This is a genomic window from Deinococcus indicus, from assembly GCF_002198095.1.
GTDB classification, from domain to species: Bacteria; Deinococcota; Deinococci; order Deinococcales; family Deinococcaceae; genus Deinococcus; species Deinococcus caeni.
This window is the reverse complement of record NZ_NHMK01000011.1, coordinates 50,119-69,850: the sequence shown is the minus strand read 5'-3', so window position 1 is coordinate 69,850 and position 19,732 is coordinate 50,119. Positions and strand designations below refer to the sequence as shown.

General features: G+C 71.9%; 18 protein-coding genes and 4 tRNA genes. 10 read left to right on the top strand and 12 right to left on the bottom strand.

Features of this window, described 5'->3' with window-relative positions:
- Nucleotides 1-53 precede the first annotated feature (53 nt).
- The 5 genes from CBQ26_RS08475 (at nucleotide 54) to CBQ26_RS08455 (ending at nucleotide 4,853) form a co-directional block, all read left to right on the top strand.
- Complete coding sequence (locus CBQ26_RS08475; RefSeq protein WP_088248208.1) at nucleotides 54-1,229, top strand: phosphopentomutase; 1,176 nt, start codon at nucleotides 54-56, stop codon at nucleotides 1,227-1,229.
- Between the two features lie 4 nt (nucleotides 1,230-1,233).
- On the top strand, nucleotides 1,234-1,929 hold the full coding sequence (locus CBQ26_RS08470) for a hypothetical protein (protein ID WP_229844077.1): 696 nt from the start codon (nucleotides 1,234-1,236) through the stop codon (nucleotides 1,927-1,929).
- Between the two features lie 70 nt (nucleotides 1,930-1,999).
- Entirely contained in the window at nucleotides 2,000-3,325 is a 1,326-nt protein-coding gene (hisD, locus tag CBQ26_RS08465; RefSeq protein ID WP_088248425.1) for a histidinol dehydrogenase, read from the top strand.
- Complete coding sequence (yedA, locus tag CBQ26_RS08460; protein ID WP_229844079.1) at nucleotides 3,322-4,275, top strand: drug/metabolite exporter YedA; 954 nt, start codon at nucleotides 3,322-3,324, stop codon at nucleotides 4,273-4,275. The genes hisD and yedA overlap by 4 nt, the downstream gene beginning before the upstream one ends.
- Entirely contained in the window at nucleotides 4,272-4,853 is a 582-nt protein-coding gene (locus CBQ26_RS08455) for an antibiotic biosynthesis monooxygenase (RefSeq protein WP_229844080.1), read from the top strand. Before yedA ends, CBQ26_RS08455 begins: the two co-directional genes overlap by 4 nt.
- 234 nt (nucleotides 4,854-5,087) lie before the next feature.
- On the opposite strand, the gene CBQ26_RS08450 is transcribed toward CBQ26_RS08455, so the two are convergent.
- The 7 genes from CBQ26_RS08450 to CBQ26_RS08420 form a co-directional block, all read right to left on the bottom strand.
- Nucleotides 5,088-5,960, bottom strand: a complete 873-nt coding sequence (locus CBQ26_RS08450; RefSeq protein ID WP_088248207.1) for a response regulator — start codon at nucleotides 5,958-5,960, stop codon at nucleotides 5,088-5,090.
- Nucleotides 5,957-6,685 carry a DUF4388 domain-containing protein gene (locus tag CBQ26_RS08445; RefSeq protein WP_143342028.1) on the bottom strand — a complete coding sequence of 243 codons (729 nt, stop codon included), beginning with the start codon at nucleotides 6,683-6,685 and terminating at the stop codon, nucleotides 5,957-5,959. Before CBQ26_RS08445 ends, CBQ26_RS08450 begins: the two co-directional genes overlap by 4 nt.
- Nucleotides 6,686-6,714: 29 nt before the next feature.
- The gene (locus tag CBQ26_RS08440) at nucleotides 6,715-9,426 is read right to left on the bottom strand and encodes a hybrid sensor histidine kinase/response regulator (RefSeq protein WP_088248205.1); all 2,712 of its coding nucleotides are present in this window, start codon (nucleotides 9,424-9,426) and stop codon (nucleotides 6,715-6,717) included.
- An 89-nt stretch (nucleotides 9,427-9,515) separates the two neighbouring features.
- Nucleotides 9,516-11,729 (bottom strand): methyl-accepting chemotaxis protein, encoded by a 2,214-nt coding sequence (locus CBQ26_RS08435; protein ID WP_244898008.1) that lies wholly within the window; start codon nucleotides 11,727-11,729, stop codon nucleotides 9,516-9,518.
- Nucleotides 11,730-11,822: 93 nt separating this feature from the next.
- Nucleotides 11,823-12,239 (bottom strand): chemotaxis protein CheW, encoded by a 417-nt coding sequence (locus CBQ26_RS08430; RefSeq protein WP_088248204.1) that lies wholly within the window; start codon nucleotides 12,237-12,239, stop codon nucleotides 11,823-11,825.
- Nucleotides 12,239-12,601: a response regulator gene (locus CBQ26_RS08425; RefSeq protein WP_088248203.1), complete on the bottom strand. Its 363-nt coding sequence runs from the start codon at nucleotides 12,599-12,601 to the stop codon at nucleotides 12,239-12,241. The genes CBQ26_RS08430 and CBQ26_RS08425 overlap by 1 nt, the downstream gene beginning before the upstream one ends.
- A 131-nt stretch (nucleotides 12,602-12,732) precedes the next feature.
- Nucleotides 12,733-13,500 carry an MHYT domain-containing protein gene (locus CBQ26_RS08420; RefSeq protein ID WP_172417995.1) on the bottom strand — a complete coding sequence of 256 codons (768 nt, stop codon included), beginning with the start codon at nucleotides 13,498-13,500 and terminating at the stop codon, nucleotides 12,733-12,735.
- Nucleotides 13,501-13,736: 236 nt separating this feature from the next.
- Between CBQ26_RS08420 and CBQ26_RS08415 the strand changes: the two genes are divergently transcribed.
- Both CBQ26_RS08415 and CBQ26_RS08410 read left to right on the top strand, forming a co-directional pair.
- Nucleotides 13,737-14,438 (top strand): HD domain-containing protein, encoded by a 702-nt coding sequence (locus CBQ26_RS08415; RefSeq protein ID WP_088248201.1) that lies wholly within the window; start codon nucleotides 13,737-13,739, stop codon nucleotides 14,436-14,438.
- Nucleotides 14,439-14,555: 117 nt separating this feature from the next.
- A complete protein-coding gene (locus CBQ26_RS08410; RefSeq protein WP_172417994.1) occupies nucleotides 14,556-15,101 on the top strand; it encodes a GAD-like domain-containing protein in 546 nt (181 codons plus the stop codon).
- A 251-nt stretch (nucleotides 15,102-15,352) separates the two neighbouring features.
- Here the strand turns inward: CBQ26_RS08410 and CBQ26_RS08405 are convergent.
- The 5 genes from CBQ26_RS08405 to CBQ26_RS08385 form a co-directional block, all read right to left on the bottom strand.
- A tRNA-Arg gene (locus CBQ26_RS08405) sits at nucleotides 15,353-15,429 on the bottom strand.
- Nucleotides 15,430-15,597: 168 nt separating this feature from the next.
- A tRNA-Arg gene (locus CBQ26_RS08400) sits at nucleotides 15,598-15,674 on the bottom strand.
- Between the two features lie 39 nt (nucleotides 15,675-15,713).
- A tRNA-Ser gene (locus CBQ26_RS08395) sits at nucleotides 15,714-15,801 on the bottom strand.
- 18 nt (nucleotides 15,802-15,819) lie between these two features.
- A tRNA-Ser gene (locus CBQ26_RS08390) sits at nucleotides 15,820-15,907 on the bottom strand.
- Nucleotides 15,908-15,988: 81 nt separating this feature from the next.
- Complete coding sequence (locus tag CBQ26_RS08385; RefSeq protein WP_088248199.1) at nucleotides 15,989-17,242, bottom strand: nitrilase-related carbon-nitrogen hydrolase; 1,254 nt, start codon at nucleotides 17,240-17,242, stop codon at nucleotides 15,989-15,991.
- 42 nt (nucleotides 17,243-17,284) lie between these two features.
- Here CBQ26_RS08385 and CBQ26_RS08380 point away from each other — a divergent pair, with 42 nt between their 5' ends.
- Genes CBQ26_RS08380 through pxpA form a run of 3 tightly spaced genes read left to right on the top strand, consistent with a single transcriptional unit; the run spans nucleotide 17,285 to nucleotide 19,675 of the window.
- Nucleotides 17,285-17,953, top strand: a complete 669-nt coding sequence (locus CBQ26_RS08380; RefSeq protein ID WP_088248198.1) for a 5-oxoprolinase subunit B family protein — start codon at nucleotides 17,285-17,287, stop codon at nucleotides 17,951-17,953.
- Nucleotides 17,950-18,945: a 5-oxoprolinase subunit C family protein gene (locus CBQ26_RS08375; RefSeq protein WP_229844082.1), complete on the top strand. Its 996-nt coding sequence runs from the start codon at nucleotides 17,950-17,952 to the stop codon at nucleotides 18,943-18,945. Before CBQ26_RS08380 ends, CBQ26_RS08375 begins: the two co-directional genes overlap by 4 nt.
- Complete coding sequence (pxpA, locus tag CBQ26_RS08370; RefSeq protein ID WP_088248197.1) at nucleotides 18,935-19,675, top strand: 5-oxoprolinase subunit PxpA; 741 nt, start codon at nucleotides 18,935-18,937, stop codon at nucleotides 19,673-19,675. The genes CBQ26_RS08375 and pxpA overlap by 11 nt, the downstream gene beginning before the upstream one ends.
- The last annotated feature ends 57 nt before the right edge of the window (nucleotides 19,676-19,732 follow it).

Sequence of the window (19,732 nt, the reverse complement as noted above, 5' to 3'; positions counted from 1 at the left end):
AGAGTGTGGGCGCGGGACGTGCAGGCGGGGGCCGGCGCATTAGACTGGGCGGCATGTTGCTGACGATTGTCGTACTGGATTCCGTGGGGGTCGGGGAACTGCCCGACGCCGCAGGTTTCGGGGATACCGGCGCCCACACCCTGAACCACACCCTGCACGCGGCGCCCGTTCACCTGCCGAACCTCGCGGCGCTGGGGCTGGCGCGCGTGCCGACCGTGCAGACCGGCGCGGCGACCATTCCGGACGTGCCGGCGCAGGGGGCGTTCGGGCGGATGAGGGAGGTCAGTCCCGGCAAGGACACCAGCACCGGGCACTGGGAATTCATGGGGGTGCAGCTGGAGCACGCCTTCCAGGTGTTCCCGGACGGTTTTCCGCCCGAGGTGATGGACCGCTTCGACGCAGCGACCGGCACCGGGCACCTGTGCAACCGTCCGTACAGCGGGACCGACGTGCTGCTGGACTTCGGTGAAGAGCACGTCCGGACCGGCCAGCCCATCGTGTACACCAGCGCGGACAGCGTGTTCCAGATTGCCGCGCACGAGGACGTGGTGCCGCTGGAGACGCTGTACGCGTGGTGCGCCGCTGCGCGCGAGATCCTGCAGGGCGAGTACGCCGTGGCGCGCGTGATCGCCCGTCCGTTCCGGGGCGAGCGGCCGTTCGAGCGCGTGAACGAGCACCGCAAGGACTTCAGCCTCGTGCCGCCGCCCACGGTGCTGGACGCCCTGAAGGACGCCGGTCGGGCGGTCGTGGGTATCGGGAAGATTCCGGACATCTACGCGCACCGGGGGTTCACCGAGGAGATCCACACCGACGACAACGCCGACGGCATCGTCAAGACGCTGGACCGGATGCGCCGCGCGGCGGCCGAGGGCACGAGCGGCCTGATCTTCACGAACCTGGTCGATTTCGACAGTCGGTTCGGGCACCGCCGCGACCCGCAGGGTTACAGCGCCTGCCTGGCGCAGTTCGACGCGGCGCTGCCGGACCTGATCGCCGCCGTGCCGGACGGGGGCGCGCTGATCGTCATCAGCGATCACGGGAACGACCCGACCTGGAAGGGTTCGGACCACACCCGCGAGTACGGGCTGCTGCTGGCGCACCGCGCCGGGGCGGCCGGCGTGGACCTGGGGGAGCGCGCCACCTTCGCGGACGTGGGCGCCACTGCCGCCGACGCGCTGGGCGCCGACTGGAGCGGGCCGGGCGAGAGCTTCTGGCCGCTGCTCGCGTGAGCGCGTGAACGACTCCGCCCTGTCCGCAGCGCCCGGCCCGCTGTACGCCGCGCCGGAGGCGTTCACGTTGACCCTGACGCTGGGCGGCCGTTACGCCGGCGAGCAGCAGTGGGCCATTCACCCGGAGCGCAGCGCCGTCGTGGCGCGCGTGCAGACCGATTTCGGCGGGGTGCTGCCCGAGATCCGGCGGGTGCAGACCAGTCGCCTGCACCCCCGGCAGCACATCAGTCTGGGGTATGCCGAGGGGGACGGGCGGGGCCGCGCGTCGTTCGAGGTGGGGTTCGACCGCCGCGCCGGACTGGTCACGCTGCGCCAGGGTCGGGACGAGGCCAGCGCCCCCCTGACGACCGACTACCAGGACCCGGTCAGTCTGCTGCTGTGGCTGCGCGCCCAGGTGGCGCAGGCCGCCCCGGAGGACGCGGGCGACCCGGTCACGCCGGAACGCACGCACGCGCAACTGACCGGCGGCCGGGTGCTGATTCAGCGGCTGCCGGATCAGGAGATCGCGGGCGTGCCGTGCAGCGGGTTCTACCTGCGGCCCGGCAGCGCGTACGTGTTCGTCGAGCAGGCCGTCCCGTGGCGGCTGATGCGGCTGATTCAACCCACCGATTTCGGGCCGGTCGAGGCGAACGTATCGGCCGCGCCGGGCCGCCGGGCCGCGCCGGCCGGAGCGCCGGAACGCCGCCGCCGCCGCGCCTGAACACTGCCGCCCCTGAGAGCCGGCCTCTTCCCCATCTGCGCCACCCTCTCCCCTTTCTTCTGGAGTGATCATGCAAGTTCTGCAAGGCCCTGACGCCCGCCGCGCCCTGACGCGCACCTTCAATGACCTGCCCGTGCCGGACGCCGTGCTGGCCCGCATCGAGGCGACCTTCGGCGAGGCCCTGACCCCCACGCAGGTCGTGGAACGCATCGTGGCCGACGTGCGTGAACGCGGCGACGACGCCCTGCGCGACTGGACCGAGCGGCTGGACGGCGCGCGCCCGGACGCGCTGGCCGTCAGCGCCGACGACCTGAACGCCGCGAGCGTGCCGGACGACCTGCACGCCGCGATCCTGACCGCCATCACCCGCGTGCGGGCCTTCTACGAGCAGCAGCCCGCGCACGGGTTCCTGAACCACGGGCCGGACGGCGCGCTGGGGCAACTGGTGCGGCCACTGGCGCGCGTGGGTGTGTACGTGCCGGGCGGGCTGGCCCCGCTGATCAGCACCCTGATTCACACGGCGGTGCCGGCGCAGGTGGCGGGCGTGACGGACATCGTGATCGCCACGCCGCCCGCCCGTGACGGCCGCGTTCACCCGGCCATCCTGGTCGCGGCGCGCGAACTGGGCCTCACGCAGGTGTACCGCGCCGGGGGCGCGCAGGCCATCGCGGCGCTCGCGTACGGCACGGCCAGCATTCCCGCCGTGGACAAGATCGCCGGGCCGGGCAACCTGTTCGTGGTGATCGCCAAGCGACTGGTGTACGGCCAGACCGGCATCGAGAGTCTGCCCGGCCCGACCGAGACGCTGGTCGTGGCGGACGACAGCGCCGACCCGCGCCACGTGGCCGCCGACCTGCTCGCCCAGGCCGAACACAACGGCGCGGAACCGGTGCTGGTGTCCACCAGCCGCGAGCTGCTGCTGCGCGTGCAGGCTGAACTGAACGCGCAACTGGAGGCGCTGCCGGAACCCAACCGGGGCTGGGCGCGCGACAGCGTGTCGGCACGCATGAAGGTCGTGCTGGCCGGCACGCTGGACGAGGCGCTGGAACTCTCGAACCTGTACGCGCCCGAGCACCTGTGCCTGCTGACCCGCGACCCCTGGAGCCTGCTGGGGCAGGTGCAGCGCGCCGGGGGCGTGTTCGTCGGCGAGTACTCCATGGAGGCGCTCGGCGATTACGTGGCCGGGCCCAGTCACGTCATGCCGACCGGCGGCACCGCGCGCTTCATGAGCCCGGTGAACGTGCGGGACTTCCAGAACATCATCTCGGTCGTGGGCCTGACCGAGGGCACGCTGCGCCGCATCGGGCCGGCCGGGGCGACCCTGGCGCGCGCCGAGGGCCTGGAGGCGCACGCCCGCGCCATCGAGAGCCGCCTGCCCGTCACAGACCCGGCGTGAACGCCCCCACCCTGAGCCCGGCGCCCGCGCGGGTCCTGACGCCGCTGGTCCTGCTGTGCCTGGGCACCGTGTACGTCGTGTGGGGCAGTACGTACTTCGGGATCAAGGTCGCCATCGAGACACTGCCGCCGCTGGGCATGCTGGCCGCGCGCTTCGGCGTGGCAGGCGCGCTGCTGCTGCTGGTGTTGCGGCTGCGCGGCGCGGCCCTCCCGACCGCCCGGCAGTGGGCGGCCAGCGCCGCCGTCGGCACGCTGCTGCTGGGTGGCGGCACCGGACTGGTCACGCTGGCCGAGCGGGACGCGAGCAGTTCGGTGGCCGCCATGATCATCGCCGTGTCGCCGCTGTTCGCCGCGCTGTTCGGGCGGCTGTGGGGGGAACGCACGGGCGGCCGCGAGTGGCTGGGCATCGCCGTGGGACTGGTCGGGATCGTCCTGCTGAACGCCGGGGAACTGCGGGCCACGCCGCTGGCCGCCGCGCTGCTGGTGCTGGCGCCGCTGTGCTGGACCTTCGGCAGTCAGTGGTCCCGGCACCTGCCGCTCCCGCCGGGCCTGATGGGCAGCGCCGCCGAGATGCTGACCGGCGGCGGCGTGCTGCTCCTGCTGAGCCTGCTGATGGGCGAACGCTGGGGCGCGCCCAGCGCCGCGAGCCTGTGGGCGCTGGCGTACCTGACGGTGTTCGGCAGCCTGCTGGCCTACTCGGCGTACATGTACCTCGTGGCGCACACCCGGCCCGCGCTGGCCACCAGTTACGCCTACGTGAACCCGGTCGTGGCGGTCGCGCTGGGCGTCGGCCTGGGCGGCGAGCGGCTGGGCACGCTGGGCTGGGCGGCGCTGGGCGTCATCCTGACCGGGGTGCTGCTCGTCGTGTGGCCTCACCGCGCGCCCACCGGAGCGGCCACCGAACCGACCGCCGAACCGACCGCTGAGCCGACCGCCGGGGAGGGCGCGTGAGCGGCGACCTGCACCTGACCGACACGCGGCCCAGCGACCCGGTCAGTCTGGTCGTGCGCCGCCGCATCCGCCCCGGCCGCGAGGCCGAGTACGAGGCTCTGCTGACCGAGGCGAACGCCCTGCTGGCCCGCATTCCCGGCCACCGGGGCACCGGCGTGGTCCGCCCCCCGCCCGGCGAGCAGGAGTACACCCTGCTGGCCCGCTTCGACTCGCTGAGCGCCGCCGCCGACTGGGAACTGTCGCCGGAACGCGCCGACTGGCTCGCGCGCATCGCGCCGCTCGTCGATGAGCACGTCAGTTTCGAGAAGCAGCCGGGCCTGGACTTCTGGTTCACGCCGCCCGCCGCTCCCCGCCTGCGCCAGCCGCCCCGCTGGAAGATGGCGCTGCTGACACTGGCCGCGCTGTACCCGGTCAGCGTCAGCACGTCGTGGCTGTTCGGCGAGGCCCTGAAACCCTGGCTGGGCCACTACCCCATGCCCGTGCGGGCGCTGCCGCAGATGGTCGTGGTCGTGCTGTCCATGACCTACCTCGTCATGCCGGCCGTGACCCGCTGGGCCACCCCCTGGCTGCGCCGCTGATGGGCCGGCTGCGCCGCTGACGGGCACCCGGATTCCGCACAGGAAGGGGGCAATCCGGGCGTGTGCCCAGGTGGCCCCTCCTCACATGACAGCGGTCTTCATGCGGATTCCGTTTGTTCCGTTGACAACCCGGAAGGGCGCCGGATTGCCAGCTTCACGTCCGGAACCCGTTTTGCTCCCACTCGCTCCGCTCCGATTGAACGGGCTTTGCAGCCCATTCAATCGGAGTCCGTATCAGTTCAGCTGGGTGCCCTGCCAGCCGTGTACGGCGGCGGCGTCGCTGGCGGCGGCCAGCAGCGTCACGAGCTGCCCGTCGCGGTAGGGCGTCAGCAGCAGCGTCTGCTGGCCGTACGTGACCTGCACGCCGCTCAGGTCGCCGCGGTTCAGGTGGAAGCTGGCGGTGGCGGCGGCCGTCACCAGGAAGCGGGCGTACATGCCGAAGCTCTCGGGGAGAGCCTCGCCGAACTCGTCCTGGCGTTCGCCGTCGGCGTCGTACAGCACCGCGCCGAGCACGCCGGGAACGGCGCGCAGCGAGGCCAGCGGTCCGCTGTGGGCGGGCGTCACCGGGACGGGCGCGGCGGCGACCGGGGCCGGGACGGCCGGGGCGGCAGCGGCCTGCGGGGCCGGCGCGGGCTGGCTGGGCAGGGGCTCGCTGGGCGCGGGCTGGCTGACTGCCGGGGCGGGTTCGCTGGCGGCCGGGGCGCCCTGACGCTGCGCCAGGGCGGCCTGCAGGTGCGGTTCGATGGCGGGCAGCAGTTCGGTGGGCGTGAAGGGTTTACGCAGTACACCGCAGGCTCCGGCGGCGTGCGCGTCGCGCTGCGTCACGTCGTCCACGATGCCGCTCATGAGCATTACGGGAATGTTCAGCTGACGGTCGCCCAGGATGCGGGCCAGTTCCAGGCCGCTCATGCCGGGCATCAGGATGTCGGCCAGGATCATGTCGGGCAGCGGTTCGAGGGCCAGCAGGGCGTTCTCGGCGCTGTCGGCCATGCGGACCGCGTAGCCCTGCGGGGCCAGGATGCGTTCCAGGGCCTTGCGGACGCTGACGCTGTCGTCCACGACCAGGATGGTGGTGGGGGCGGGAGTGTGCGGGTCGGACGGGTTCATGAGGCCTCCAGGGCAGAGTTGAGCGGATCGGCCGCGCGTGTGTGATCGACCTGCACGGCGGCTTCCATCAGCAGGCGGGACGTGGGGAGGGAGATCTGCCGGGGGTAGCCGTTCAGGGCGTCCGGCGAGATCAGATGAAACCGGAAGTCGCCGGGGCCCGGCACGGTCAGCAGGTGCGTCGCGGCCTGCGACGGGTTCAGGGCGCCGTACTCCGCGTCTATGATCTCACCCCGGCGGACCACCAGGTGCGCGGGTTCGGCACCCAGGTGAACGATCAGCAGCCCCGAGAGTTGCAGTTCCTGCGCGCACAGCAGCACGTCGGTCAGGTTCAGGTCCGTCAGGGTGCCCTCGAGCGCGGCGGCGGCCGGGTCGGCCCAGCGGGGCGCGGTCAGTTCGGCCATCTGCGCCAGCGCGCGGGACAGGCCCTCGGGCACGCTCAGGCCGGCGGGGACGACCACGTCGTGCGGGCCTCCGTAGCGGCTGGGCAGCTGCGCGCCGGGAATCAGGATGATCGTCTCGGCGGTGGCCGGGTCGTCCCGCAGGATCTCGTGCAGGTCCGCCGGGCTCAGGTCTTCCAGCTGCGGGTCGATGATCACCAGGTACGGGCGTTCGCGTTCGATCTGTGTCAGGGCGTGCAGGCCGCCAGCGGCGGTGGAGGCGGTCCATCCGGCCGCCTCGATCAGCGCGGCGTGCGACAGGGCGCGCGTCAGCTGCGGTGAGATCACCAGGCAGCAGCTGTCCGACCCGGTCCAGGTCACGCGCGGACCTTCCCGGCGGGCAGCAGGGCGTTCAGGCGGCGTTGCAGCAGGCGTTCCTCGGCGGGTTTGGCGAGGTAGTCGCTGGCGCCGAGTTCCATGGCCAGCTGCTGGTGTTTCTCGCCGGCGCGGGTGGTCATGATCACGACCGGCAGGGTCGCGTGGGCGGGGCTGCTGCGGACGGCGCGCAGCAGTTCGAAGCCGTTCATGCGCGGCATCTCGAGGTCGCTGAGCAGCAGGTCGGCGCGCTGGCCGGCCAGCAGACGTTCCAGGGCTTCCTGGCCGTCGCTGGCGGTCGTGACCTGAAAGCCGAAGCGTTCGAGGCTGCGGCCCACGTGGCGGCGCACGCTGAGGCTGTCGTCCACGAGCAGGATGTGCGCGCTGTCCGGGGCGGCCACGGCCGGGCGGGCGGCGCGGCGCACGCCCTGGGCGCTGGCCTGCGCCAGTCCGGCCGGGTCGAGGATCGCGACCGGGAACGCCTGCCCGGAGGGGTCGTTCAGGGTGGTCGTGCCGCTCAGGTACCCGAGGCTGCCGAGCAGCTTCCCGGCCGGGCGCAGCACGATTTCCTCGAGTTTCAGGAATTCGTCCACCAGGACGTGCAGGGTGCCGGCGCCGCTCAGGGCGATGCGGGCGACGTAGCGGACGGTGTCGGGCGTCTCGCCCCACAGGTCGTTCAGGTCGACGCTGCCGGCGGGCGCCTCGCCGTCCAGGATGCTCATGCCCTGCATCTGCGACGCGAGGACCGCGACGCGCTGCGTGCCGACCCGCATGACCAGCACGTCCGTGATCTGCTGCGCGACCGGGACGTGCAGGGTGATGGCCGTGCCCTCGCCGGGGCGGCTGTTCAGGGTGACGCGGCCACCCAGGCGGGCGATGGCGTCACGCACGGCGTCCATGCCCACGCCACGCCCGGCTTCCTGCGTGACCTGCCCGGCGGTGCTGAGGCCCGGCAGGAACACCAGTTGCGCGGTCTGCTCGTCGGTGTACGCGGCGAGTTCGCCGGCGCTGGCGTGCCCGGACTGCAGGGCGCGCTGACGCAGCGCCGCGAAGTCCAGGCCGCGCCCGTCGTCCTGCACGGTGACGCTCAGGTGGCCGTCGGCGACGCGGGCGGTGACGCTCACCTGCAGCCGTGCGGGTTTGCCGGCCGCCGCGCGTTCCTGGGGTGGCTGCGCGCCGTGTACGGCGGCGTTCGTGAGCAGGTGCAGCAGCGCCTCGCCGAGCGGGCCGGCGTGCTGCGCGTCGATCAGGCTGTCCTCGCCGTGGACGCTGAGGGTCAGGTCGTCGCGGCGGCCCGCCCAGCGGTGCAGGGGCGCGGTGACGCGGCTGACCGGCAGCAGGCGGGCGCGGCTGAGTTCCACGCGCAGCTGACGGGTCAGTTTTTCCAGGCCGGTCAGTTCGTCGCCCAGGGCGCTGATGGCCTGCGCGTTCTGCGCGCGGATCTCGGTCAGGTCGGCGCTCAGCTCGGTCACGGCGCGCGCCAGGATGTTCAGGTCGTCGTACGTGTCGAGTTCCAGCGCCCCGAAGTCCGCGAGGCGGTCCTGGAGTTGCAGGTCCCCGGTGGGGCGGGTCGGGCCGGGGCCGGTCATGCCGGGGGCCGCCGCGCCGCCCGGCGTGAGGTTCGGGTTCAGGTAGCGTTCCTCGAAGTCACGCACGGTGCGCTGCACGCGTTCGTGCGCGGCGTCCAGGCTGCGGGCCAGGCCCTGCTGGCGCAGCAGCAGCCCGTTCAGGCGGGCGCGGCTGGCGACCAGTCCGGCCACGTCGTCGAGCATGCCGTCCAGGCGGGCGCTGTCCACGCGCACGCTCAGGCGGGTTTCGGGGCGGACCGCGTCGCCGGGCGTGGCGGCCGGGACCGGCAGGGCGGGCGCCTGACCGCCCAGCAGCGCCGCGACGCTGGCGCGGTAGGCCTGCACCCGGTGCGTCTGGGACGGCAGGCGGCCCTCGGCGTGGGCCAGGACGGCCTCGGCGACGTTCAGGCCGTCCTCGAGCAGCGGCAGGGCGCGGTCCAGCGGAATGCCGTCCTCGCGGGCGCTGGACATCAGGTCTTCCAGGGCGTGCCCGGCGTCCGCGAGGTCCTGCAACCCCACCATGGCGCTGCTGCCCTTCAGGGTGTGCGCGGCGCGGAACAGGGCCGTCAGGTCCGGCGTGTCGGCCATCAACCCCTGGCGCAGCGCGGCGGTCAGTTCGGCCGCTTCCGGCCCGAAGTCCTCCCAGATGGGGGCGTTCAGCACCGCGAAGGGCTGCTCCTCCTGGGTCTGGTCGCGGCTCTCGCGGGCACGCAGTTCGAAGGGGAAGTCGCGCAGCAGGGCGCTGACCCGCGCGGGGCCACCCAGCTGCGCGAACATCAGGCCGACGTCACCCTCGCCCTGGCCGCGTTCGATGCGGTCGAGCGCGGCGTTCAGGCAGGTGACGGCCGGTTCGAGCACCTCGGTGATGGGCGGAACGGCGGCCTCCGGGAGGCTGGCGCGGCCTTCCATCAGGCGTTCGAGCAGGCCCGCGAGGGCCGCCGTCTGCGGGTGGCCGTACAGGCCGGCGGTGCCCTGCAGGCGGTGGCCGAGCACCCAGAGGGTCTCCATGGCCTGCAGGCGCGTGGCGGGCACCCACAGGTCGACGGTCGCGTCCTCGATTCCGGCCGTGACGCTGCGGGCGTCCTGCAGGTACGTGGCGATCAGGTCCGCGTCCAGGCTGACCGGGTTGTAGGGGACGGACGTCATCTCAGGATTCCTCTCAGGGGGCGTGAAGGGCGACAGGGGGGCGGGCGGCTGTGCGACTGTGCGGCTGTGCGACTGGGCAGCGGGGCGGCTCAGCTGGGCAGCTTGAAGCGCGACAGGCTCTGCAGCAGGTTCTGCGCGAGGTGCTGGAGTCGCTGCGCGGCCGCGCGGCCCTGCTCGACGCTCTCGTGGGACTGCTCGGCGACCTGACCGATCTGCTGCACGGCGGCGTTCACCTGTTCCACGCCGCGCACCTGTTCGTTGGTGGCGTTGTTGATTCGTTCGGCGAACTGCGCGGCCTGCGCGGCCAGCTGACCCAGTTCCTCGATGCGTTCCCCGGCGGTCGCGGCGACGCGGTAGCCCTGTTCCACCTCGCGGGTGCCGTCTTCCACGCTGGTGACGACCTCCGTGATTTCCAGCTGCACCGTGCGGATCAGGCTGGCGATGCGCGCGGTGGCCTGCGCGGACGAGTCCGCGAGTTTACGCACTTCGTCTGCCACGATCGCGAAGCGGCTGCCGGCGGCCCCTGCACCGGCCGCCTCAATGGAGGCGTTCAGTGCCAGAAGGTTGGTCTGGCTCGACAGGCGCGAGATGGTATCGACGATTTCCTGAATTTCCAGCGAACGTTCGCCCAGCGTCTTGATTCGGCGGGAGACGCCCTGCACCTCGCGGCGGATGTTCTGCATGCCGTCCAGGGTGCCCAGCACGGCCTCGCGACCCTGCTGCGACGCCGCGAGCGCCTGACGGGCGGATTCGGCGCTCTGCTGCGCGGCCTCGGCCATCTCGCGGAAGCCGTCGGTCACGGCGCGTACCTGTTCGGCCACGCGGCGGGTCTCGGCGGTGGTGGTGTCGGCGCCGCGCACGATCTGGTCGGTGGTGCCCAGCATCTCGCGGCTGGCGTCGGTCACGGACGCCGAGGCCTTCTGCACCTCGCCCAGAACGGCGCCCAGCTCGTCGACCATCACGTTGATGGAGTCCACGACGTTCCCCAGAACGTCCTCGGACACGACGCCGCGGCGGGTCAGGTCACCGCTGGCGATGTCCATGGTCACGTCCAGGAACGAACCGATGTTGCCCTGCAGGCGCTGCGCCTCTTCACGTTCGGTGACGTTCTTCTGCTCGTTCACGCGCAGCTGCGCGGCGGCGTTGTTGAAGGTGTGGGCCATGAAGCCCAGCTCGTCGCGGGTCTGCACCGGCACCTGCACGTTCAGGTCGCCCTGCGACATGGCGCGGCTGGCGCGGGTCAGCGAGGACAGCGGCTTGACGATGGAGCGCGACAGGCGGATCAGCAGCGTGAACGCCACGACCAGTGCGGCGGCCACCAGCGCCAGGGTCAGCAGCAGCTGGCGGCGGGACTCGTCGATACGCCCCTGGAGGATGCCGGCCAGGGCCTGCGTGCCGGTGTTCAGGGCCGCGCTGCCCTTGAGCGACGCGCCGTTCTCGATGTTGTCGATGTTGATGCCCTTCAGGCTGCGGGATTCCACGGCCTGGTTGATGTCAGCGATCACGGGCGTCAGCGAGTCCGTGAAGACCTGCGCGGACTTGCCGAGGGTGTCCTGCAGGGCGGGGTTGGCGCGCACGGCGCGTTCCACGCTGCCGTTGTAGGCGCTCAGGGCCGTCTCGAATTCCACGCCCAGGCGGCGCAGCACGTCCAGGTAGGGGCTGGGGTCGCCGCCCTCGCGCAGGCCGGCCTCGGTGGTCAGGTACGCGATGTTCAGGCGGATCAGCACGTCCGGCAGGACGCGCAGCGTGGAGTCCATCACGAAGAAGCTGTCCGCGACCGGGTCGAGCATCAGGCCGGACTGGGTCAGGGCGTCCTCGGTCATGCCGCGCTGGTAGGTACCGATCAGGTTCTGGAAGTTCTGGATGATCGCCAGGTCCGCCTGCGTGCCGATGGAGTCCGGCAGGACCTTCCACTCGTTCTTGAACGCCTGGATACGTTCACGGTAGATCGGGTCCGCCTGACGTTCCAGCGAGGCGATAGAGGCGTCCACGGCGGCGGCGTTCTTGGCCGCCTCTTCCAGCTTGCCTTCCAGCGAGTTGTCCACGAAGGCGTTCACGTTCGTCTCGATGCCCTTGAGCGGCTCGAACAGCGCGATGCCCGTCAGTTCGCGCTGCGTGAAGGTGATGTCGCGCTGCTCGGCGGCCAGCAGCAGACTGACGAGCACCGTGAGCGGCACACCGAACGCCAGCGCGGTCAGCGAGAGTTTCTGACCCACGCGCAGTTGTCCCAGCCAGCCGACTCGCTGTTCACTGGCAGGGCGGGCAGGGCGGGACAGTCGGGCAGTCTGGAACTGGAGTTGCATGGGTGAACCTCCGAAAAAGGGGGGAGAAAGGCGCGGGGGGGCAGCGGGCGGCGGGCAGGCGAGGGAAGGAGCGGACGAGGGAGGGGAGGCGGCTCAGCGTTCCAGGGAGTCGCGCAGTTCGAGCAGCAGCGCGGACGGGTTCAGCAGCGGACCGCCGGGCAGGTCGATCAGCAGCGCGGCGCTGGGGGCGGGCGTGGGCAGGGCCGTGACGCCCAGAACCTCGCTGACCAGCAGGGCTACGCGGTCGCCGTCCAGGTCGGTCAGGACCATCAGGCGGTCCGGGTCCGCGCTGGCCGGTGCGGCGCTGGCTGGACCGGTGTCGGTGGCGGGCAGCAGCGGGACGAGGTTCACGAGCGGCACCGCGCGGCCCTGCACGGTCGTCAGGCCCAGCAGCAGCGGCTCGCCGTTCGGCAGGGGCGCCACCGGTCCCAGTTCGGCGATGGTCTGCTCACCCGACAGGGGCAGGGCCAGGCGCGTGCCCTGAATGCGGACCAGCAGCGCGTCCGGCATCAGCCGAGCAGCTTGGAGATGACGCCCAGCACCTGCTCCTGGGTGTACGGCTTGACGATGTAGTCGTCGGCACCCTGGCGCAGACCCCACTTCACGTCGGTCTCGTTGCCCTTGCTGGACACGAACACGACCTTCAGGGTGTCCATGCCGGGCTGGCGGCGCAGGCCACGCACGACCTCGTAACCGTTACGGCCGGGCATGACGACGTCCACCAGCAGCAGGTCCGGGCGCAGCTGGTCGGCCACGGCCTCGACCTGATTGGGGTCGTTCAGGGCGGTCACGGTGTGGGGAGAGCCGTTCAGGGCGGCTTCCATGAATTTCAGGTCGGCGGGGGAGTCATCAACGATCAGGATTCGTGCCATGCAGATTCAACTTCCTTTGCGGGCCGCGGCCGGGGGCGGCGGCGGGGAGAGCCGGAACATTCCGGGAGAGTCGGGCGAAACGGGAAGACGGGGAATGCGGGCGCGGGGCGCGGCCCGGCAGGACGGCAGGGTCAGTCGGCGGCGCTGGTGAAGTCCATCTCGCCGAGGTCGCCGCTGCTGCGGCCGGCGTCCATCAGGATGCTCGTGACGGCCAGACCGATCAGCAGGAACGACACGACGCCCACCAGCAGCGCCAGCAGCGAAGTGTCCACGCCGCTGGAGGCCAGACCGACCTTCAGTTCGTCCACGACGCGGTACTGCAGGGCGGCCATGCCGGTGTAGTGCATGCCGATCACGGCGCCGCCCATCACGAGGCCGGCGCCGGCCTTCACGCCGGCCAGGGTCAGGCGGGGCTGACGCTCGGCCCAGGTGCTGGACAGCAGGCGGAACAGGTAGAACGCCACGGCGCTGGCGCCCACGGCGATCAGGACGGACGCGATCAGCGGGAACCACACGATCTGCGCCTCGGTGCCGGGCAGCTGGTAGGCGGCCATGCCGGTGTAGTGCATGACGACGATTCCCAGGCCGGCCAGCGCGGCGGCCGATCCCAGGCGCGCGGGCGTCAGGGGTCCGCCGTGCAGCAGACGCAGCGCCGGGTAGATCATGGCGACGGCGATCAGGCCCGAGAAGACCGTCAGGCCCACGCTGAAGCTCGCGGCGGCGTCCACCTGATAGGCCAGCATGCCCACGAAGTGCATCGCCCAGATGCCGTACCCGAGCACCAGTGCCTGCGCGATCAGCCAGAAGCGGCTGGCGGTGCTCTTGAAGCTCTGCCCGGCGCGGCCGGCCAGCTCCAGCGACACGTACGAAGCGAGCGACGCGATAACGTACGAGAGCACAATGTATGAAGTGTTCCACTCGGTGTGGAGCATGTTCCCGTGATCCATTCCAGTTCCTCCTCGCGACGGCTAGCCCACCGTTCAACGTGGCTGAACCATAAACCCAGCGAACTCACATAAAACTTACTGACCCGGACCTCATGAAGACCGGCCCGGGCGGCCCCGTGGGCAGCCGCGCCGGGGCCGGGCAGCAGGTGGGCAGAGGCCGACCTCTCCCCTGCCCTATCGTGTCCGACATGCCCGATTTTCCGCTCGACCCGACCTTCGGCGAGGCCCTGACCCTGGCCGCCGCGTGGCACACCGGTCAGTACCGCAAGGTCCCGGCCGGCCAGACACCCAGCGTGCCGTACGTCTCTCACCTGCTGGGCGTGGCGTCCATCGCGCTGGAATACGGCGCCGACCAGCCGGAAGCCGTGGCGGCCCTGCTGCACGACGCCCTGGAAGACGGCCCGGCCCACACCGGCCGCACGCCCGAAGACCTGCGCGCCGAGATCGCCCGGCGGTTCGGCGAGCCGGTCGCGGTCCTCGTGGACGGCGCCACCGACGACACCCCGCCCCCCGGACAGCCCAAACGCCCCTGGGCCGAGCGCAAGACCGCGTACCTGCGTCACCTGCCCGCCCAGCCCGCCCCGGCCCTGCTGGTCAGCGCGTCCGACAAACTCCACAACGCCCGCACCATCCTCGCGGACGTCAGCGCCCTGCCCGCCGACCAGCGCGACGGGTACTTCGGGCGCTTCCGGGAAGGACGGGACGGCACCCTCCAGTACTACCGGCTGCTCAGCGACCAGTACCTCGCCGCGCCCGCCACGCGCACCCGCCCGCGCCTGCACGACCTCGCCCGTGAACTCGAGCGCACCGTCACCGCCCTCGAACACGCCACCGGCCTGACGGGCGACCAGACCCGGCAACTGCCGCTGCTGCGGGGCGCGACGCTCTGAAAGGTGAATGTCGCCGTCACCGGCAGGATGGTAGCCGTGACCCTGGTAGTGCAGTTGAATGACCTGTAAGCCGCTCGGATGGAGCGGTTTTCGAACACCACCGCCATCGGAGTCCGTATGACGCTGGATTATGAGGCCATCAGTTACTTTCACCAGCAGTTCGGGAATGTCGCCGACGCAGCGCGGCCTGATGCCAACTCTACACGCGGGTATCCAGAGTTCCTGCAGATGTTCTGGCAGGAAGTCGGCTTCGGCTCTCGCAAAGACGGCTTCGTATGGCTGGTCAATCCGCAGGAAAGCAGCTGGCTTGTGCCGATGTTTGACCTTGACCGGAGCCTGATTCCGTTCGCGCGGACTTCTTTCGGCGACTTTCACCTGTTCGATCCAGGCGGCCATTTCTTCTTCTTCTCGCCGAATCACAAAGCACTGATGCTCATTGCGGAATCCTTCTACACCGCCATCATGACGTTGAGCGAGGCAGAGTACATAGAGGATGATGTCCTGTTCGCGCGTCATCAGAAGATGTGGGAGGAAGGCAACCGTATTAACGCCACCACCTGCTTTTGCCTGAATCCAGCCATTGCGCTGGGGGGAGACGAGCTGACTTCGGAAATTTACGTGGGTGACCTGCAAACCTATTGTCACCTGTTGAGTCAGGCTTGAGCACTACGGCTTTCACGGTGCAGTTGGCATGGCAGCGGTTTTTGTCCGGAGTCCGTCTGATGGACTCCGATTGAATGGGCTGTAAAGCCCGTTCGATCCGAGCGAAACGACTCGTAGCGCTGCTCCGCAGAGTGAGAGCAACACGGGTTCCGGACATGGAGCCGACAATCCGGAAATTCACTGGATTACCGGCGAAACAAACGGGATCCGCATGAAATGGAAAACCCCCGCCGCGGCGGGGGTCTTGCCTGTGGTGTGCCCGAAGGGATTCGAACCCCTGGCCTTCTGATCCGTAGTCAGACGCTCTATCCAGCTGAGCTACGGGCACGTTGTGCTGTCGGCGATTGCTCACTGCTCAGCCGAAAGAGATTACCGGGTCCGGGCGGAAATTGCAAGTGGGGGGACGTGGGGGTCGGGAACAGTGGTCAGCCGGCGTCCAGCTTTCGCCTCTGGGGGATAGAACAGCGAACCCCCGCGCGGGGCGGGGGTTCTGTGGTGGTGTGCCCGAAGGGATTCGAACCCCTGGCCTTCTGATCCGTAGTCAGACGCTCTATCCAGCTGAGCTACGGGCACGTCCGTTGTGCTGTATTCAACGTGTGGCGCGTTGAATGGTGGCGAAGAGGGAGGGATTCGAACCCTCGATACCTTGCGGTATACACCCTTAGCAGGGGTGCGGTTTCAGCCACTCACCCACCTCTCCAGTCCGGTTGTCATGTTTTGGCGAGGGGTGAGGGATTCGAACCCCCGGTAGGTTGCCCTACTACGGTTTTCAAGACCGTTGCCTTCAACCACTCGGCCAACCCCCCCTGCGTGGCGGGGCGCGCCCTGTGCTGAACTCAGGCGCGAGGGGAAGTATAAGAGGGGGGGCGCGTCCTGTCAAATGAGGGTCAGGGGCGGCGGCGCAGCAGGGGCAGGGCCAGGAGTGGCAGGGCGGCCAGCGCCCAGAGCCACGCGCGGGGGCGGGCGGGGCGGGCCTCGCCGCGCAGCAGGGCGCGCAGGGCGTCCTCGTGGGGGGTGGGGGCGGGCGCGGTGAGGGTGGTGGGGGGCAGGGTCAGGTCGGCGTGCAGGGTGTCGGTGCGGTAGGCGTTCTCGCGCGGGTGGCCGCTGCCGGCGGCGAGTTGCTGTCCGGTGCGGCGCAGCTGTTCGGGCGGGCCGTCCTCGACCCAGGGGGTCAGGGCCAGGAAGCCGGGGCGGGGGTCGGTCATGACGTAACTGCGCGGGTGGGGGGCCTCGTCGTGCGGGCCGGTGATGCCGCTCTGCCCGTCGAAGGTCAGGTCCAGCAGGTTCCCGACGACCATGGGGTTCACGGCGTAGCGGATGCGGGTGGTGCTCGTGACCTGCCAGCTGCTTTCCAGCCACGCGAGCGGCTGGTCGCGCAGGTTCGCCGGGTCGGGCGGCAGGCCCTCCCTGGCGGTCCAGGGGGAGCCGTTCGCGTCGGGTTGCAGCAGGACGGTGCAGCCATGCGCTTCCAGGGAACCGATCACGTCGGGCCGGAAGGCGTCGAGGCTGATGGCGACGCCCAGATCCCCGGCGGGGGTGGGGAACACGCGCAGTTCGCCCGGATCGCCGGGCGTGAGGTCCACGCCGCCGCCCTGCTCGTCGGGGGTCAGGTGGATCTTGTCGGTCACGCCGATCAGTTCGCCCTGCGGGTCGAGCAGGACCGTCTGGTTGGTCAGGAGGCCGGGCGCGCGGGTCAGGCGGTCGCCGCGCCGGGTGTAGCGGGGCATGGGGGCGCTGCCGCAGCACAGGTACACGCCGTACTCGCGGGCGAGGTCGCGGCAGGTGTGCAGGTACAGGGCGGTGTTCTCGTCGGTGCCTGCGAGTTGCAGCGCCCGGATGGGTGACACGCGGTCGCGCAGCAGGACCGGCAGCGTGCGGGGCAGACGGGTCAGGAACAGGGCCAGCGCCACCCGCTCGAAGGTCCGCAGGCGCAGCGCCCAGCCGCCGCCGCGCAGCACGAGCGGCAGGCCGTTCAGTTCGGTCAGGACGACCAGGTTCGGGCGGTCCGGGGCGAGGTGCGGGCGGGCCTCTTCGAGCTGGGCGCGCATCCAGCGGCGGAAGGCGTCGGCGGTGACGAAGTCGGTGGCGTGCCAGCGGGGCTGGACGGCGACGGCACGGACGCGGCGGGAACGGGTGGTCATGTGCGGTCCAGCGTACCGGGCGGCGCGTGAGATGATGCGGGCATGAACGGAGCGGGTCCAGAGGTGTCCTTCACGCGGCTGGGGGACGCGGCGCTGGCGGTGGGCACGCCGGGCGCGCGGGCGCTGCTGGCGTCGCTGCGGGACTCTCCCCTGCCGGGCGTGCAGGAGGTCGTTCCGGCGCTGCACCTGCTGACGCTGCTGTTCGATCCGTTGCGCCTGGACCCGGCGGACCTGGAGGCGGCGCTGCGGGCGCGGCTGGCGGCCCTGGACTTGACCGCGCCCGCCGGGGTGGGGGCGGCGCGGACGCTGGCCGTTCCGGTGCGCTTCGGCGGGCGGGGCGGGCCGGACCTGACGTGGTGCGCCGCCCACGCGGGCCTGAGCGAGGGCGCGTTCGTGGAGGCGCTGTGCGCCGCGCCGCTGGAGGTGGCGTTCCTGGGGTTCACGCCGGGCTTCGCGTTCCTGACCGGCCTGCCGCCCGGACTGCGGATGCCGCGCCTGGACGCGCCGCGTGAACGGGTGCCGGCGGGCAGCGTGGCGCTGGGGGGGCCGTGGGCGGGCGTGTACCCCAGCGCCACGCCCGGCGGGTGGCGGATCGTGGGGCGCACGGACCTGCGCCTGTTCGACCTGTCGCGCCCCGAACCGGTGCCGTGGCGGGCGGGGGACCGGGTGCGTTTCGAGGCGGTCCCGGCCGGCCAGCCGGAGTCCGCGTGAGCGGCGCGGCCCTGATCGGGGTGCCCCTGATCGAGGTGCGGCGGCCCGGCCTGCAGACGACCGTGCAGGACGCCGGGCGGCAGGTGCGGGCGCTGGGCGTCCCGGCGGGCGGCGCGGCCGACCCGGTCGCGCGGCGGCTGGGGAACGCCCTGGTCGGGAACGCGGGGGGCGCGGCGGGTCTGGAGGTCACGCTGGGCGGTCCCACGCTGGTCTTTCACGGGGCGGCGCTGGTCAGCCTGTGCGGGGCGCCGTTCGACGCGCAGCTGGACGGGGAACCCTTCCCGCTCTGGCGGGCGGTGGCGGTGCGGGCCGGTCAGACGCTGAGGGTGGGGGGCACGCCGGTCGGGGCGCGGGCGTTCCTGGCGGTGCGCGGCGGCCTGGACCTGCCGGAGGTGTTCGGGAGCCGCTCGACCGACCTGCGCGGCGGCTTCGGGGGGCTGGAGGGCCGGGCGCTGCGGGCCGGCGACCTCCTGACGGTCGGCGCGGCGGCGCCCCTGACGCCCCGCCGGGCGTTCGTGGCGCCGGACCTGCACACGCCGCTGGGGCCTGAGCAGGTGCTGCGCGTGACCGCCACGCCCGACCTGACCGGCCCGCTGGCGGCGGCACTGCTGGGCCGGGCGTTCCCGGTGGGCGCGCAGGCGGACCGGATGGGCGTGCGGCTGGAAGGGCCGGTGGCGACCCCGCAAGATCCGGGGCGGGTCAGCGTGCCGAACGTGCCGGGCATGGTGCAGCTCCCGCCGGACGGCCGGCCGATCCTGCTGCTGCCGGACGCCGGAACGCACGGCGGGTACCCCACGCCGCTCGTGGTGATCCGTGCGGACCTGCCCCGGCTGGGGCAACTGCGGCCCGGTGACCGCGTGACCTTCCGGACCGTGCCGCTGCCGGACGCCCGCGCGGCCCTGCACGCGCAGGAGCGGGCGCTGCGGCAGGCGGAAGGGTCGCTGCGGGCGTGGTCCGGGCCGGCGCTCTATGCTGGGCGTCATGCAGATTGACCTGAACGCGGACCTGGGCGAGGGCAGCGCGCACGAGGAAGCGGTGATGGCGGCCGTGTCGAGCGCGAACATCGCCTGCGGCGGCCACGCCGGGGACGCCGGGACCATGCGGGACTCGCTGCGGCTCGCGGCGCGGTTCGGGGTGGCGGCCGGGGCGCATCCGGGATTCCCGGACCGCGAGGGGTTCGGGCGGCGCGAACTGCACTTCCCGCCGGACGAGGTTACGGCCTTCGTGCGCGAGCAGATCGAGGCGCTCAAAGCGGTCGCGGCGCGCGAGGGGGTGCGGCTGAACCACGTCAAGCCGCACGGGATGCTGTACAACATGGCCGTGCGTGACGCGGCGCTGGCGCGGGCGGTGGCGCGCGCGGCGGCCGACAGCGGCGTCGGCCTGTACTTCGGACTGGCGGGCGAGGGCAGCGTGATGCTGCGCGAGGCGGCCACCCTGGGCCTGCGCGCGGTCGGCGAGGGCTTCGCGGACCGGGGGTACGCCCCGGACGGCAGCCTGTGGCCGCGCGGTCAGACCGGCGCGCTGCTGCCCGCCCCGGACGCCACCGCGCAGGGTGTGAGGATCGCCCGCGAGGGCCGCACGCACGCCGTGACGGGCGAGGAGGTCCTGGTGCCGGCCGGGACGCTGTGCCTGCACGGCGACGGCGCCGAGGCGGCGGCCCTGGCACGCGGGCTGCGGGCGGCGCTGGAGGAAGCGGGCGTGCGGGTCGCCGCACCCCGCTGACCGCCCCGACCGGACGCCCGGACTCCCCCCACCCCCCCCACCGGCCCGAGGTGACTG